The organism is Parasedimentitalea denitrificans (assembly GCF_011813015.1).
Classification (GTDB): domain Bacteria; phylum Pseudomonadota; class Alphaproteobacteria; order Rhodobacterales; family Rhodobacteraceae; genus Parasedimentitalea; species Parasedimentitalea denitrificans.
In genome coordinates this window covers 100720-115663 of record NZ_QHLQ01000001.1, presented here as the reverse complement: position 1 = coordinate 115663, position 14944 = coordinate 100720, and the positions used below count along the sequence as shown (strand labels likewise).

The 14944-nt window shown below is 55.5% G+C and carries 17 protein-coding genes; all 17 read left to right on the top strand.

The features are described 5' to 3' along the window. The first annotated feature begins 24 nt into the window (after positions 1-24). Positions 25-633, top strand: a complete 609-nt coding sequence (locus DL239_RS00600) for an NADH-quinone oxidoreductase subunit C (protein WP_167681188.1) — start codon at positions 25-27, stop codon at positions 631-633. Then, complete coding sequence (locus DL239_RS00595; RefSeq protein ID WP_167681925.1) at positions 633-1847, top strand: NADH-quinone oxidoreductase subunit D; 1215 nt, start codon at positions 633-635, stop codon at positions 1845-1847. The genes DL239_RS00600 and DL239_RS00595 overlap by 1 nt, the downstream gene beginning before the upstream one ends. Before the next feature lie 88 nt (positions 1848-1935). Further along, positions 1936-3048, top strand: coding sequence for an NADH-quinone oxidoreductase subunit E (locus DL239_RS00590; RefSeq protein WP_167681186.1), 1113 nt, complete (start codon positions 1936-1938; stop codon positions 3046-3048). A 44-nt stretch (positions 3049-3092) separates the two neighbouring features. Then, a complete protein-coding gene (locus DL239_RS00585; protein ID WP_167681184.1) occupies positions 3093-3317 on the top strand; it encodes a DUF5337 domain-containing protein in 225 nt (74 codons plus the stop codon). 6 nt (positions 3318-3323) lie between these two features. Beyond that, complete coding sequence (gene nuoF, locus DL239_RS00580; protein WP_167681182.1) at positions 3324-4622, top strand: NADH-quinone oxidoreductase subunit NuoF; 1299 nt, start codon at positions 3324-3326, stop codon at positions 4620-4622. Then, complete coding sequence (locus tag DL239_RS00575; RefSeq protein ID WP_369410517.1) at positions 4619-4996, top strand: hypothetical protein; 378 nt, start codon at positions 4619-4621, stop codon at positions 4994-4996. Before nuoF ends, DL239_RS00575 begins: the two co-directional genes overlap by 4 nt. Positions 4997-5094: 98 nt before the next feature. After that, positions 5095-5502, top strand: coding sequence for a DUF5333 domain-containing protein (locus DL239_RS00570; RefSeq protein ID WP_167681180.1), 408 nt, complete (start codon positions 5095-5097; stop codon positions 5500-5502). A 3-nt stretch (positions 5503-5505) separates the two neighbouring features. Then, a complete protein-coding gene (gene nuoG / locus DL239_RS00565; RefSeq protein WP_167681178.1) occupies positions 5506-7524 on the top strand; it encodes an NADH-quinone oxidoreductase subunit NuoG in 2019 nt (672 codons plus the stop codon). After that, the gene (locus tag DL239_RS00560) at positions 7521-7907 is read left to right on the top strand and encodes a YNQ4 family lipoprotein (RefSeq protein ID WP_167681176.1); all 387 of its coding nucleotides are present in this window, start codon (positions 7521-7523) and stop codon (positions 7905-7907) included. Before nuoG ends, DL239_RS00560 begins: the two co-directional genes overlap by 4 nt. A gap of 6 nt (positions 7908-7913) precedes the next feature. Continuing rightward, positions 7914-8951: an NADH-quinone oxidoreductase subunit NuoH gene (gene nuoH / locus DL239_RS00555; protein ID WP_167681174.1), complete on the top strand. Its 1038-nt coding sequence runs from the start codon at positions 7914-7916 to the stop codon at positions 8949-8951. A 5-nt stretch (positions 8952-8956) separates the two neighbouring features. Continuing rightward, positions 8957-9481: a hypothetical protein gene (locus DL239_RS00550; RefSeq protein ID WP_167681172.1), complete on the top strand. Its 525-nt coding sequence runs from the start codon at positions 8957-8959 to the stop codon at positions 9479-9481. 1 nt (position 9482) lies between these two features. Further along, positions 9483-9977, top strand: coding sequence for an NADH-quinone oxidoreductase subunit NuoI (gene nuoI, locus DL239_RS00545; RefSeq protein WP_167681170.1), 495 nt, complete (start codon positions 9483-9485; stop codon positions 9975-9977). After that, positions 9974-10381 carry a carboxymuconolactone decarboxylase family protein gene (locus DL239_RS00540; protein WP_167681168.1) on the top strand — a complete coding sequence of 136 codons (408 nt, stop codon included), beginning with the start codon at positions 9974-9976 and terminating at the stop codon, positions 10379-10381. Before nuoI ends, DL239_RS00540 begins: the two co-directional genes overlap by 4 nt. Further along, positions 10378-10980 (top strand): NADH-quinone oxidoreductase subunit J, encoded by a 603-nt coding sequence (locus DL239_RS00535; RefSeq protein WP_167681166.1) that lies wholly within the window; start codon positions 10378-10380, stop codon positions 10978-10980. The genes DL239_RS00540 and DL239_RS00535 overlap by 4 nt, the downstream gene beginning before the upstream one ends. Positions 10981-10982: 2 nt before the next feature. Further along, positions 10983-11288: an NADH-quinone oxidoreductase subunit NuoK gene (nuoK, locus tag DL239_RS00530; RefSeq protein WP_167681164.1), complete on the top strand. Its 306-nt coding sequence runs from the start codon at positions 10983-10985 to the stop codon at positions 11286-11288. Between the two features lie 6 nt (positions 11289-11294). Next, the gene (nuoL, locus tag DL239_RS00525; protein ID WP_167681162.1) at positions 11295-13385 is read left to right on the top strand and encodes an NADH-quinone oxidoreductase subunit L; all 2091 of its coding nucleotides are present in this window, start codon (positions 11295-11297) and stop codon (positions 13383-13385) included. After that, positions 13385-14932, top strand: coding sequence for an NADH-quinone oxidoreductase subunit M (locus tag DL239_RS00520; protein WP_167681160.1), 1548 nt, complete (start codon positions 13385-13387; stop codon positions 14930-14932). The genes nuoL and DL239_RS00520 overlap by 1 nt, the downstream gene beginning before the upstream one ends. The last annotated feature ends 12 nt before the right edge of the window (positions 14933-14944 follow it).

Genomic DNA, 14944 nt, shown 5'->3' with positions numbered 1-14944 from the left:
TCGCGCGAAGTTGGAGAGTATTTGATGACTGAAGCGCTGAAAGAGCTTGGCTCTTATTTGGAGCAAAAACGCCCGGATTGTATTCTGGGGTGGGACATTGCGCATGGTGAGTTGAATGTTGATGTGGCTCCGGCCAATATCACTGGCTTTGTCGAGTTCCTGAAAACGGATCGCACCTGCAAGTTCTCGTCACTGGTGGATATCGCTGGTGTTGACTACCCTGAGCGGGCGAAACGTTTCGATGTGGTCTACCACTTCCTGTCGATGTACCAGAACCACCGCATTCGCCTGCGGGTTTCGGTGCGCGAAGACGAAATGGTGCCGTCGATTGTTGACATTCACCCTTCGGCCAACTGGTTCGAGCGAGAAGTCTACGACATGTTTGGTGTGCTGTTCACTGGCCACCCAGACCTGCGCCGCATCCTGACCGACTATGGTTTCCGCGGTCACCCGCTGCGCAAGGATTTCCCAACCACTGGTTATACCGAGGTTCGCTATGACGAGGCGCAAAAGCGTGTTGTCTATGAACCCGTAAGCCTAGTGCAGGAATATCGCCAGTTTGATTTCATGAGCCCATGGGAGGGTGCTGAATACATCCTGCCCGGGGATGAGAAGAAAGAGGAGGCGAAATGATGGACGGCTCCAAAGGTTTCGACGACGCCCAAACCGGCGAACAGAAAATCCGTAACTTCAACATCAACTTTGGCCCCCAGCACCCCGCCGCCCACGGCGTGTTGCGCATGGTGCTAGAGCTGGATGGCGAAATTGTAGAACGCGCTGACCCGCATATCGGCCTGCTGCACCGTGGCACCGAAAAGCTGATGGAAAGCCGTACCTATCTGCAAAGCCTGCCGTACTTCGATCGCCTCGACTATGTGGCGCCGATGAACCAGGAACACGCTTGGTGTCTGGCCATTGAAAAGCTGACCGGCGTCGAAGTTCCGCGTCGCGGCTCGCTGATCCGTGTTCTGTACTCGGAAATTGGTCGTATCCTGAACCACCTGCTGAACGTGACTACTCAGGCCATGGACGTGGGCGCGCTGACGCCGCCGCTCTGGGGCTTTGAAGAGCGTGAAAAGCTGATGATCTTTTACGAGCGTGCTTGTGGCGCCCGTTTGCACGCAGCTTACTTCCGCCCGGGTGGCGTACATCAGGATCTGCCCGATGCGCTGATCGACGACATCGAGGCTTGGAGCCACGAGTTCCCTGCGCGTTTGCAAGATATCGATGACCTGCTGACGGAAAACCGAATTTTCAAACAGCGGAACTGCGATATCGGTATCGTCAGCGAACAGGATATTCTGGACTATGGCTTTTCGGGCGTGATGGTTCGGGGTTCTGGTCTGGCCTGGGACCTGCGCCGCTCGCAGCCCTATGAATGCTACAACGAGTTTGATTTCGAAATTCCTGTGGGCAAGAACGGCGATTGCTATGACCGTTATCTGGTCCGCATGGAAGAAATGCGCCAGTCGATCTCGATCATCCGCCAGTGTGTCGCCAAGCTGCGCGATTGCCCCGGTGATGTGCTGGCCCGTGGTAAGCTGACGCCACCAAAGCGCGGTGAAATCAAGGCCTCGATGGAAGCCCTGATTCACCACTTCAAACTGTACACCGAAGGGTTTCACGTCCCAGCTGGAGAAGTCTACGCTGCCGTCGAAGCCCCCAAGGGTGAGTTTGGCGTGTATCTGGTTGCTGATGGGTCAAACAAACCCTACCGCAGCAAGATCCGCGCGCCGGGCTTCCTGCACCTGCAAGCGATGGACTATGTCGCGGGTGGTCACCAGTTGGCCGACGTTGCTGCGATCATCGGTACCATGGACGTCGTTTTCGGGGAGATTGACCGTTGATCAACACATCTTCTTCCCGGCTTCTTTTTGCTAAAAATACTCCCGCCGGAGGCATCTTCGCGGGCAACATGAACAGAAAGACGAATTAATGCTGCGCCGTCTTCACTCAGAACAACCCGATAGCTTTGCCTTTACTCCGGCCAATCTGGCCTGGGCCGAAGGGCAGATCACCAAGTACCCAGATGGCCGTCAGGCCTCGGCAGTTATTCCACTATTGTGGCGTGCGCAGGAGCAAGAGGGCTGGTTGTCCAAACCCGCCATCGAACTGATCGCCGACATGCTGGATATGGCTTATATCCGCGTACTCGAGGTGGCCTCGTTCTACTTTATGTTCCAGCTTCAGCCGGTTGGCTCGGTTGCCCACATCCAGATCTGCGGCACCACGTCCTGCATGATCTGTGGCGCCGAAGATCTGGTTGCTGTCTGCCAAGAGAAAATCGCCAACAAGCCACATGAAGTGTCGGCCGACGGCAAGTTCTCTTGGGAAGAGGTCGAGTGCCTCGGCTCTTGTACCAACGCACCGATGGCTCAGATCGGAAAAGATTACTACGAAGATCTGACCGCTGCGAGCTTTACCAAGCTGCTGGATGAACTCTCTGCTGGCAAGGTGCCAACACCGGGTCCGCAGAATGGTCGCTACAGCTCAGAGCCACTGTCTGGTTTGACTTCCTTGCAGGAATATCAAAGCGGCAAGGCCCAGTACAACGCAAGTGTTCAGCTGGCGTCGGACATTGGCGACACGGTCAAGCGTATTCAGGGTGACGAAGTGCCTCTGCTGACCCCATGGGTTGGTAAGGGTGGCGTTGTTGCTGGTCGTGCGGCTGAGGCTCCAGTTCCGGCAGCACCTGCAACTCCGAAACCTGCTGTGAAGCAGGCCGAGGACGCCAAGAAGGCTGCTAAGCCTGCTAAGAAAGCTGCCCCGGCCAAGAAGACCGAAGCACCTAAAGCAGAGGTCGCCGAAACTGAACCAGAGGTTCTGAAAGAAGCTCGCGATGGCAAAGCTGACGACCTGAAGCTGCTGAAAGGTGTAGGCCCCAAGCTGGAGCAAACCCTGAATGAGCTGGGCTTTTTCCACTTTGATCAGGTTGCAGCCTGGGGCGAAGCCGAGATCGCTTGGGTTGACTCTCGTCTCAAGTTCAAAGGCCGGATCGAACGTGATGGCTGGATTGAACAGGCCAAAGAACTGGCCGCTAAGAAATAACCGGTCTTCGCCCAATCGGGCGGGGGCTAACCACATAGGACCACATGAGCACTGAACAGGACCAAGCCATTGCCCGCAAGGGGCGCCACATCTCTCTGGTGATTGCCGGGACTATGGTGGCATGGGTTGTTCTATCTCTGGCCGGACCCTCGCTGGGGCTGCCAGGGCGTTTTGCTCTTCTGTTCGACTTCGCCGCCTTGGCAGGTCTGATATATGCAGTGGTCAACATAATTCAACTCTGGCGCATGCGTCAGGATAGTCAAAGGTAGGCAGACATGCTGAAGGACCAGGACCGGATCTTTACCAACCTCTACGGTATGCATGATCGCACGCTGAAGGGTGCGCAGGCACGGGGCCATTGGGATGGCACCGCCGCAATCCTTGCAAAGGGTCGCGATTGGATTGTGCAGTCGATGAAAGACTCTGGCCTACGTGGTCGTGGCGGTGCGGGTTTCCCAACCGGCCTGAAGTGGTCGTTCATGCCAAAAGAGAGCGACGGTCGTCCGGCTTATCTGGTTATCAACGCTGATGAATCCGAGCCAGGCACCTGTAAAGACCGCGAAATCATGCGCCACGATCCGCACACGCTGATCGAAGGTGCACTGATCGCGTCTTTCGCAATGAACGCCCACACCTGTTACATCTATATTCGCGGCGAATACATCCGCGAAAAAGAAGCGCTGCAGGCGGCGATTGACGAGGCTTACGACGCTGGTCTGCTGGGCAAGAACGCTGCCAAATCTGGCTGGGACTTCGATCTGTTCCTGCACCACGGGGCAGGGGCCTATATCTGCGGTGAAGAAACCGCACTGATCGAAAGCCTTGAAGGCAAAAAGGGCATGCCTCGGATGAAGCCGCCATTCCCGGCTGGCGCGGGTCTGTATGGCTGCCCATCGACGGTGAACAACGTTGAATCTATCGCTGTTGTGCCGACGATCCTGCGTCGCGGACCCGAATGGTTCAGCTCGTTTGGTCGCCCAAACAACGTCGGCACCAAGCTGTTTGGCATTTCCGGTCACGTCAACAATCCCTGTGTGGTTGAAGAGGCGATGAGCATCTCGTTCGAAGAGCTGATCGACAAACACTGTGGCGGCATCAAAGGCGGCTGGGATAACCTACTGGCTGTGATCCCCGGTGGTTCGTCGGTGCCTTGTGTGCGCGGTGAAAACATGCGCGACGCGATCATGGACTTTGACTACCTGCGCAACGATCTGGGCTCGGGTCTGGGAACGGCTGCGGTGATCGTCATGGACAAGCAGACCGACATTATCAAAGCGATTTGGCGTCTGGCGAAGTTCTACAAGCACGAAAGCTGTGGCCAGTGTACGCCGTGTCGCGAAGGCACTGGCTGGATGATGCGCGTGATGGATCGCCTGGTCAAAGGCGAGGCCGAGATCGAAGAGATCGATATGCTTTGGGATGTGACCAAGCAGGTTGAGGGCCACACCATCTGTGCACTGGGTGATGCGGCCGCTTGGCCTATCCAGGGCCTGATCCGCAACTTCCGCGAAGAAATCGAAGATCGTATCAAGGCCAATAAAACAGGCCGAATGGGCGCGATGGCGGCGGAGTGAGCAAGATCATGGGCGTGATGACATCTGGTAAAACACTGCTGTCGCTTGTCATGGTACTTGGTGCCGTGACTTTGACCGCGTGCGACAGTGCCAAAAAAAAGCGGCCGACCTATGATGGCGTCCCGTTTAAGATCAAAACCAAAGCTGTGGACAAGAAGAATTCGCGGGCGGACTTTATCGTTGAGATCAAGGATGCTGGCCAGTCGCTGGAAGGGGCACGCCTAGCTGCCGCGCATGCGGGTGTCACCTATTGCTTGAGCGAAGCCGGGTATGGCACTTCGGATATCATCTGGAACATCAACCCACGCGATCCCGAGGCACAGCTTCGTTTGGTCGATGGTGCAGCAGTTTTCCAAGGAACTTGTGAATCGTGATCGGATTTGCGCCATATCAACGTCTGCGCGCAGCACTGCTATTGAATAGCGGTGTTGACGTTGCGTGTGATGGGGGCTCCAATGTTCAGGAGACTACCATGACCCGTACTTTGATTGCCGCCGTTGCGTTGTGTGCCGTTGCTATGCCTGTTGCGGCTTTTGCGAAACCCAGTCTGCGGGATGTGCCGCAGATTGAAAACATTATTTTAGCCGCCGCAATTGCCCATGAGGTCAGCGAATATTGCCAATCCATCAAACCGCGCCGGATGAAGGCGCTGGGGATGGCCTGGCAGTTGCGGTCTCAGGCCAATGACCTGGGATATTCGGACTCCGAAATCCGCGCCTATGTGGAATCGGACAGTGAAAAGGCGCGGGTGCGCGCCAAGGGTGAGCGGTATCTCAAGGCCAATGGCGTTGATTACGGCACCCCTGAAACCTTCTGCGTGTTTGGGCATGCAGAAATTAAGAAATCCAGCGCGATTGGCGCGCTACTGAGGGCGAAATAGACCATGTCTGACCTGCGCAAGATCAACATTGACGGTACAGAGATCGAAGTGGATGGGGCAATGACCCTGATCCAGGCCTGTGAAGAGGCCGGGGTCGAGATCCCACGTTTCTGTTACCACGAACGTCTGACCATTGCTGGCAACTGCCGCATGTGTCTGGTTGAAGTTGTCGGTGGCCCGCCAAAGCCGGCCGCCTCTTGCGCGATGCAGGTGCGCGATCTGCGCCCCGGTCCAGAAGGCCAGGCGCCTGTTGTGAAAACCAACTCGCCTATGGTCAAAAAGGCCCGCGAAGGTGTGATGGAATTCATGCTGATCAACCACCCGCTGGATTGCCCGATTTGCGATCAGGGTGGCGAGTGCGATCTGCAGGATCAGGCGATGGCCTATGGTATTTCGGACAGCCGGTTCAAAGAGCCTAAGCGCATTGTCGACGATCTGGATCTTGGTCCGCTGGTGTCGACAACAATGACCCGCTGCATCAGCTGCACCCGTTGTGTTCGCTTCACATCCGAAGTCGCTGGTATCACCCAGATGGGGCAAACTGGCCGTGGTGAAGATGCTGAGATCGTCAGCTATCTGAACCAGACGCTGGACAGCAACATGCAGGGCAACATCATTGACCTGTGCCCAGTCGGCGCTCTGACATCCAAGCCTTACGCATTTACCGCCCGTCCATGGGAACTGACCAAGACAGAAACCATCGACGTGATGGACGCATTGGGCAGCAACATCCGTGTTGATACCAAGGGCCGCGAAGTCATGCGAATTATGCCGCGTAACAACGACGGCGTGAACGAAGAGTGGATTTCTGACAAGTCGCGCTTCATCTGGGATGGTCTGCGTCGTCAGCGTCTAGATCGCCCATATGTTCGTGAAAACGGCAAACTACGTCCTTCCACGTGGGGCGAAGCGCTAGGCAAAGCTGCCGAAGCAATGAAGGGCAAGAAAGTTGCAGGCCTGATCGGTGATCTGGTTCCTGTCGAAGCGGCTTTTGCGCTGAAACAGTTGGTAACTGGTCTGGGTGGCAAAGTTGAATGCCGTACCGACAACGTGCGTTTGCCGCTGGAGAACCGGGCTGCCTATGTTGGTACTGCAACAGTCGAAGATATCGACGATGCCAAGGCGATCATGCTGATCGGTACGGATCCTCGCAATGAGTCGCCTGTACTGAACGCCCGTATTCGCAAGGCTTGGACCAAGGGTGCTAACGTTGGTGTCATTGGCCAGCCGGTCGACCTGACATACGATTATGCTCATCTTGGAACTGACCGTGCCGCATTGGACGCCTTGCTGAAAGGCGAAACCGAAGGGGCATTGGGCAAGGACACACTGGTAATCGTAGGGCAGGGCGCTCTGCGCGAGGCAGATGGTCTGGCGGTTCTGGCACATGCTCAGAAGTTTGCTGAACTAACTGAATCCAAGCTGTTGGTTCTGCACACTGCCGCGTCGCGTGTTGGGGCAATGGACATCGGAGCAACCACTTTGGGTGGCATGGAAGCTGCGCTTGACGGTGCCGAAGTCATCTACAACTTGGGTGCAGACGAAGTCACAATCGACGACGGTGCCTTTGTAATCTACCAAGGTTCACATGGAGACCGTGGTGCGCACCGTGCTGACGTTGTTCTGCCGGGTGCTGCTTATACCGAAGAAAACGGTCTGTTCGTCAACACCGAAGGACGGCCTCAGTTGGCGATGCGCGCTGGGTTTGCACCCGGTGAAGCAAAGGAAAACTGGGCTATCTTGCGTGCACTGAGCGCCGAGCTGGATGCCACACTGGCGTTTGACTCGCTGGCGCAACTGCGCACGGCGCTGGTTGTCGAAGTTCCACATCTGGCCAAGATCGACCAGGTTCCTGTGAACGATGGTGAGGCGCTTGAACTAGGTAAGCTGGGCAAGGCTGATTTCCTGAACATGATCAGTGATTTCTATCTGACCAACCCAATTGCCCGCGCGTCCGAAGTGATGGCTGAACTATCAGCCAACGCCAAGGCACGCGGTAATGAAAAGATCGCGGCCGAGTGATCCGCGCTGCGCTCATATCTCCCTTTCTGCTGGCAGGCTGTACGCCGTCGTCAGCAGATCAGGCTGCTGGGGTTTCCCCAGACTATCAGGGTGTCAAAACCAGCCTGCTAGAGGGTGATCTGGTGCAGTTTCACGTCTCAATGACCGGTGCCCAACAGGGTGAGGACGTTGATAACTATGCTGAATGCGCAGCCGCGCAATACGCGCTTATCCGAGGATACGGGTTTGCACGGCATTTGCGCACAAATTTGAAACAAGAGGGTGGTGTTTGGGAAGCTGATGCTGTCTACACCATCTCGCCCTCCCTACCGCGCGGTTTGCGGACTATCGACGCTGAAGTCGTGGTCGCGAATTGTGAGGCAAACGGAATACCCACGGTGTGAGGACCAATGGCTGAATTCTTGACCACTCCATTCGGAACCTTTGTTCTGATATTGGCGCAGGTGCTGGCAGTTGTCGCATTTGTAATGATCTCTTTGTTGTTCCTTGTGTACGGCGACCGGAAAATCTGGGCTGCCGTTCAGATGCGGCGCGGTCCCAACGTTGTGGGTGTCTTTGGCATCCTGCAATCGGTGGCTGACGCGCTAAAGTATCTGGTAAAGGAAATCGTGATCCCGGCGGGTGCTGACCGCGCCGTGTTCATTCTGGCACCATTGACCAGCTTTGTTCTGTCGATGATCGCCTGGGCGGTGATCCCGTTCAACGACGGCTGGGTCCTTAGCGACCTGAACGTCGCTGTGCTCTATGTCTTCGCGGTGTCCTCGCTTGAGGTTTACGGCGTGATCATGGGCGGTTGGGCGTCGAACTCCAAATACCCATTCCTGGGCTCGCTGCGTTCTGCCGCGCAGATGATCTCTTACGAAGTTTCCATCGGTCTGATCATCATCGGTGTGATCATCTCGACCGGATCGCTGAACTTTGGTGACATCGTTCGTGCGCAAGACGGCGACTTTGGCTTCTTTAACTGGTACTGGCTGCCGCACTTCCCGATGGTGTTCCTGTTCTTTATCTCGGCGCTGGCTGAAACAAACCGTCCTCCATTCGATCTGCCCGAAGCGGAATCTGAACTGGTTGCCGGTTATCAGGTCGAATACTCGGCGACCATGTTCCTTCTGTTCATGGCTGGTGAATACATCGCGATCTTCCTGATGTGTGCGCTGATGTCGCTGCTGTTCTTTGGTGGCTGGCTGTCGCCAATCCCAGGTCTGCCAGACGGCGTGCTGTGGATGGTTGGCAAGATGGCGTTCTTCTTCTTCCTGATCGCCATGGTCAAGGCCATCACCCCGCGCTACCGCTATGACCAGCTGATGCGTCTGGGTTGGAAAGTGTTCCTGCCATTCTCGCTGGCATGGGTTGTCTTCGTGGCCTTTGCTACAAAATTCGCTTGGTTCGGTGGGCTGTTCGTCCGCTACACCGTAGGAGGCTGATGCGAATGCTCAAAATAGTTTTGACAACTTTGGCAATTGGCGTTCCCACCATAGCTTCTGCTGACAAGGCAGAACTATGGGAGAAGGCCGATGGCTGCTTCAAAGTTGGGGACTATGGCTGCGCCTACAATACTGGCATTGAGCTTTTCAAAGCAGGGCACATTGCAGTAGGTTTTGATCATCGAACCACTGACAGCATGACCTACCTTCAAATGGCTTTTGTCGAAAGGGCTGCAAGGTCGTCTGCTGGGGACGTCGCTAATATGACAGGTGAGACAGTACGAACACTAGGCAAAAACCCTAACCGCCTCCCGTTTCTTTTTGGCTTTGCATTGCTCTCGAACATGGATGTTTGTAATGCCTCAAATTGCGGGAGCGACGAAAAAATTGTGTCGCTGTATTGCCAAATACAGGGCGAGATTCCACCGCCTTCCTGGCGGAAGCTACATGACTTGCCACCACTAACAGATGTGGGGCGAAACTATTTCGAGCGAGTGATGAAGCACACGCCAGAATGCACGGGAGCCTAGAATGACTCAGATCGATTACACCCGCGCCGCCAAATACTTCCTGCTGCAGGATTTCTGGGTCGGCTTCAAACTGGGGTTCAAATATTTCTTTGCCCCCAAGGCGACGCTGAACTACCCGCACGAAAAGGGGCCACTTTCGCCTCGCTTCCGCGGTGAGCACGCGCTGCGTCGCTATCCCAACGGCGAAGAACGTTGCATTGCCTGTAAACTCTGCGAAGCGACTTGCCCGGCGCAGGCGATCACCATTGACGCGGAACCCCGCGAAGATGGCACTCGCCGCACCACGCGTTATGACATCGACATGACCAAGTGCATCTACTGCGGCTTCTGCCAAGAGGCCTGCCCGGTGGACGCAATTGTCGAAGGTCCGAACTTTGAATTCGCAACCGAAACCCGCGAAGAGCTGTTTTACGACAAAGCCAAACTGCTGGCGAACGGTGAACGTTGGGAAGCTGAGATTGCCCGCAATATCGAATTGGATGCGCCGTACCGATGAGCGATGCCAAGAACCCATTTGAGGCCATGCTGGCCCAAGCCCAAGAGATGGCCAAGTCGCTGAACCCAGCGCTTGGCGATGTTTCGGGCAAAGGGTTTGAAGCGCTCTGGCCCACCATGCCGAAAGAGGCGATGGAAATGATGTTCGGCAAATCCGCTAACCCGGATGGACTGGACGCCAAGACACGGCTGCTGCTGACGCTGGCCGGTCTGACATGTCAAGGGGCGCAGGCAGACACTGCTTTGCGTCAAACCGTGCGCCACGCCATCGAGGCAGGCGCCAAGAAACAAGAGATCGTGGAAACGATCGGACAGATGTCAGTATTCGCTGGCATCCCGGCCACGACCAAGGCGCTGGAAACCGCGCAAGAGGTCCTGGACGTACAAGGGGACGATGAGTCATGAGCGTGTTTGCCTTTTACCTCTTCGCCATAAGCGCCATCACCGGCGGGCTGTTCACTGTGATCAGCCGCCAACCGGTGCATTCGGTGCTGTGGTTGATCTTGGCATTTTTGTCATCGGCGGGGTTGTTTGTTCTGCTGGGCGCCGAGTTTGTCGCCATGTTGCTGGTGATCGTCTACGTGGGCGCAGTCATGGTGCTGTTCCTGTTTGTGGTGATGATGCTGGACGTTGATTTCGCCGAGCTAAAGGCCGAGATGGCCAAGTTCATGCCACTAGCATTGCTGATTGGTCTGGTCATTCTGATGCAGCTGGTTATGGCCTACGGTGCCTGGGACAGCGCGCACGCCGCTTCTGAACTGCTGGCCAATCCGATTACTGCGGAACACCACAACACCGAGGCCTTGGGCCTTATCCTTTATGATCAATACTTCCTTCTGTTCCAACTGGCGGGTTTGATCCTGCTGGTCGCTATGATCGGTGCAATCGTGCTGACCCTGCGCCATCGCAAGGACGTCAAGCGTCAGGATATCCTGTCCCAGATGTTCCGCGATCCGGCCGAGGCAATGGAGCTGAAAGACGTGAAACCGGGGCAGGGGCTGTAAGAATGATTGGTCTTGAACATTATCTAACCGTCGCGGCGACCATGTTCGTCATCGGCATCTTCGGGCTCTTCTTGAACCGTAAGAACGTGATCACTCTGTTGATGAGCATCGAATTGATGCTGCTGGCAGTGAACATCAACCTCGTGGCGTTCTCTAGCTTCCTGGGCGATCTGGTGGGGCAGGTGTTTACCCTGTTCGTGCTGACCGTTGCCGCCGCCGAGGCGTCTATTGGTCTGGCGATCCTGGTTTGCTTCTTCCGCAACCGTGGAACAATCGATGTCGAAGACATCAGCGTGATGAAGGGCTAAGGCATCATGGAAACCATTCTCCTCTTTGCCCCACTCGTTGGGTCTATCCTCTGCGGGTTCGGGTACAAATACATCGGCGAGAAAGCCGCTCTGTGGACAGCAACTGGCTTGCTGTTTCTGTCGGCATTCCTGTCGTGGATTTCATTCCTGACCTTTGATGGTGATACTCAGCACATCGAAGTGTTGCGCTGGATCGAAAGCGGCTCGCTGTCGACATCCTGGGGCATCCGTCTGGACCGTCTGACCACTATCATGCTGATCGTGATCACCACTGTGTCCTCGCTGGTTCACCTGTACTCGTTTGGCTACATGGACAAAGACCCTCAGTGGAAAGAAGGCGAAAGCTACAAGCCGCGCTTCTTTGCTTACCTGTCGTTCTTTACCTTCGCCATGCTGATGCTGGTAACATCCGACAACCTCGTTCAGATGTTCTTTGGCTGGGAAGGCGTGGGCGTTGCCTCGTACCTGTTGATCGGTTTCTACTACCGCAAGCCAACAGCCAACGCCGCCGCGATCAAGGCGTTTGTCGTCAACCGGGTTGGTGACTTTGGCTTCGCGCTGGGTATCTTTGGTCTGTTCTTCCTGACTGACAGCATCAACTTCAACGATGTGTTTGCCGCTGCGCCAAAACTGGCTGAAATGCAGCTGACCTTCCTGTGGACTGAATGGAACGCGGCAAACCTGCTGGCCTTCCTGCTGTTCGTAGGTGCGATGGGCAAATCTGCTCAACTGTTCCTGCACACCTGGCTGCCTGATGCGATGGAAGGTCCGACACCTGTGTCTGCTCTGATCCACGCGGCGACCATGGTTACTGCCGGTGTATTCCTGGTCTGCCGTATGTCGCCACTGATGGAGTTCGCTCCGGAAGCAATGGCCTTTGTAACTGTAGTTGGTGCTTCGACAGCCTTTTTCGCGGCGACTGTGGGGCTGGTTCAGACCGACATCAAACGCGTCATTGCGTATTCAACCTGTTCGCAGCTGGGCTATATGTTCGTTGCTGCCGGTGTTGGCATGTACTCTGCTGCGATGTTCCACCTGCTGACACACGCGTTCTTTAAGGCGTTGTTGTTCCTTGGTGCTGGTTCCGTCATCAACGCGATGCACCACGAGCAGGAAATGACCGAATACGGTGGCCTGCGCAAAAAGATCCCATTCACCTATTGGTCGATGATGATCGGTACTCTGGCGATCACTGGCGTTGGTATCCCGCTGACACACATCGGTTTCGCTGGCTTCTTGTCTAAGGATGCGATTATCGAGAGCGCCTATGCAGGTGGTTCCGGGTATGGTTTCTGGCTGCTGGTAATTGCGGCTGCGATGACCTCGTTCTACTCATGGCGCCTGATGTTCCTGACCTTCTTTGGTAAGGCACGTGGCGACAAGCACACCCATGATCATGCACATGAAAGCCCGATCACCATGCTGATCCCACTCGGCGTTCTGTCCGTTGGTGCGGTTCTGGCAGGCATGCTGTGGTACGGATCGTTCTTTGGACACGCTGATCAGGTCGGCAAGTTCTATGGTATCCCTGTTGCCGAAGCTTCGGCCCACGGCGAAACAGACGGACATGGCGAAGACACTGGTCACGGTGAAGTTGCTGCAGACGCCTCTGGCGAGCACCACTATGTGTTTGCTGGCAAGCCGGGCGAGGGCGGCATCTACTTTGGTAAAGACAACACCGTTCTGGATGACGCACATGCGGCTCCGAAATGGGTGAAGGTCTCTCCATTCATCGCGATGCTGGGCGGTCTGCTGATGGCGATTTGGTTCTACATCATCAACCCGTCGCTGCCAGGTCGCTTGGCCACAGCACAAAAGCCTCTGTATCTGTTCTTCAAGAACAAGTGGTACTTTGACGAACTGTACAACGCGATCTTTGTTAAGCCTGCGTTGGCACTTGGCCGGTTCCTGTGGAAACGTGGCGATGGTGATACCATCGACGGCTTCCTGAACGGCGTTGCCATGGGCATCGTTCCCTTCTTCACCCGTCTGGCCGGACGCGCACAAACGGGTTTCATCTTTACTTATGCCTTCTGGATGGTGCTGGGAATTGTCGCCCTAGTCACCTGGATGTCGATCGGCGGAGGAGCCCACTGATGGACAACATACTGTCTATTGTCACCTTTATCCCTGCATTGGCAGCGGCCATCATGGCGCTGTTCCTGCGGGGCGAGGATGAGGCGGCACAGCGCAACTCCAAATATGTTGCTTTGTTTGCCACCTCGATCACCTTCTTGGTTAGCTTGGGGATCTACTTTGAGTTTGATCCAGCCAACACAGGCTTTCAGTTCGTCGAAGAGACAGACTGGCTGCTGGGCTTGAAATACAAAATGGGCGTCGACGGAATTTCGGTTCTGTTTGTGATGCTGACCACATTTGTGATGCCGCTGACCATTCTGGCCAGCTGGGGTATCGACAAACGGGTCAAGGAATACATGATTGCATTCCTGCTGTTGGAAACCCTGATGCTGGGCGTCTTCATGGCGCTGGATCTGGTGCTGTTCTACCTGTTCTTCGAAGCAGGCCTGATCCCGATGTTCCTGATCATTGGTATCTGGGGCGGCAAGGAACGGATCTACGCATCCTTCAAGTTCTTCCTTTATACGCTGCTTGGCTCTGTGCTGATGCTGGTTGCGATGGTTGCGATGTTCTCTGATGCCGGAACCACCGATATCGAAGCATTGATGACCCACACATTTGCGTCGAACAGCTTTGATGTTCTGGGCATTCACGTCGTCGGCGGTATGCAGACCCTGATGTTCCTGGCCTTCTTTGCCTCGTTTGCAGTGAAGATGCCAATGTGGCCAGTACACACCTGGTTGCCTGACGCACACGTTCAGGCGCCAACTGCTGGTTCAGTTGTTCTGGCGGCAATCCTGTTGAAAATGGGCGGCTACGGCTTCCTGCGGTTCAGCTTGCCAATGTTCCCTGTCGGATCACACGTGATGGCTGATATGGTTCTGTGGATGTCGGCAATCGCCATCGTTTACACCTCGCTGGTGGCGCTGGTGCAGGACGACATGAAAAAGCTGATCGCCTATTCATCTGTCGCGCACATGGGTTTTGTGACCATGGGTATCTTTGCTGCAAACCAGCAGGGTATCGACGGTGCGATCTTTCAGATGCTTAGCCACGGCTTTATCTCGGCCGCGTTGTTCCTGATTGTCGGCGTGATCTACGACCGTATGCACACTCGCGAAATCAGCGCTTATGGCGGCTTGGTCGTACGGATGCCTGCCTACGCTCTGGTGTTCATGTTCTTCACCATGGGTAACGTTGGTCTGCCAGGTACATCTGGCTTTGTCGGAGAATTCCTGACGCTGATGGGTGCCTTCCAAGTGAACACTTGGGTTGCTGCAGTTGCGACATCCGGTGTCATCTTCTCGGCCTGTTATGCCCTGTGGCTGTACCGCCGCGTGGTGTTTGGCGACATGATCAAAGCAGGTCTGAAGACCATGTCTGACATGTCCATGCGCGAGCGTGTGATCTTTGCTCCGCTGGTGGTGATGACCATTCTGTTGGGGGTTTACCCAGCCGTTGTGACAGACATCATCGGGCCTTCAACTGCCGCACTGGTAGACAATTTCAATCATTCTCTGGCCGCTGCGGATCTGTCCGCAACGTCCCAGACTGCGTCGCACTAAGGGGGCCCAGGT

Bases quoted from the DNA above. Each gene is read 5' to 3' on its own strand.
- DL239_RS00600 (WP_167681188.1), top strand. From the start codon at position 25: ATGACTGAAGCGCTGAAAGAGCTTGGCTCTTATTTGGAGCAAAAACGC.
- DL239_RS00595 (WP_167681925.1), top strand. From the start codon at position 633: ATGGACGGCTCCAAAGGTTTCGACGACGCCCAAACCGGCGAACAGAAA.
- DL239_RS00590 (WP_167681186.1), top strand. From the start codon at position 1,936: ATGCTGCGCCGTCTTCACTCAGAACAACCCGATAGCTTTGCCTTTACT.
- DL239_RS00585 (WP_167681184.1), top strand. From the start codon at position 3,093: ATGAGCACTGAACAGGACCAAGCCATTGCCCGCAAGGGGCGCCACATC.
- nuoF (WP_167681182.1), top strand. From the start codon at position 3,324: ATGCTGAAGGACCAGGACCGGATCTTTACCAACCTCTACGGTATGCAT.
- DL239_RS00570 (WP_167681180.1), top strand. From the start codon at position 5,095: ATGACCCGTACTTTGATTGCCGCCGTTGCGTTGTGTGCCGTTGCTATG.
- nuoG (WP_167681178.1), top strand. From the start codon at position 5,506: ATGTCTGACCTGCGCAAGATCAACATTGACGGTACAGAGATCGAAGTG.
- nuoH (WP_167681174.1), top strand. From the start codon at position 7,914: ATGGCTGAATTCTTGACCACTCCATTCGGAACCTTTGTTCTGATATTG.
- DL239_RS00550 (WP_167681172.1), top strand. From the start codon at position 8,957: ATGCTCAAAATAGTTTTGACAACTTTGGCAATTGGCGTTCCCACCATA.
- nuoI (WP_167681170.1), top strand. From the start codon at position 9,483: ATGACTCAGATCGATTACACCCGCGCCGCCAAATACTTCCTGCTGCAG.
- DL239_RS00540 (WP_167681168.1), top strand. From the start codon at position 9,974: ATGAGCGATGCCAAGAACCCATTTGAGGCCATGCTGGCCCAAGCCCAA.
- DL239_RS00535 (WP_167681166.1), top strand. From the start codon at position 10,378: ATGAGCGTGTTTGCCTTTTACCTCTTCGCCATAAGCGCCATCACCGGC.
- nuoK (WP_167681164.1), top strand. From the start codon at position 10,983: ATGATTGGTCTTGAACATTATCTAACCGTCGCGGCGACCATGTTCGTC.
- nuoL (WP_167681162.1), top strand. From the start codon at position 11,295: ATGGAAACCATTCTCCTCTTTGCCCCACTCGTTGGGTCTATCCTCTGC.
- DL239_RS00520 (WP_167681160.1), top strand. From the start codon at position 13,385: ATGGACAACATACTGTCTATTGTCACCTTTATCCCTGCATTGGCAGCG.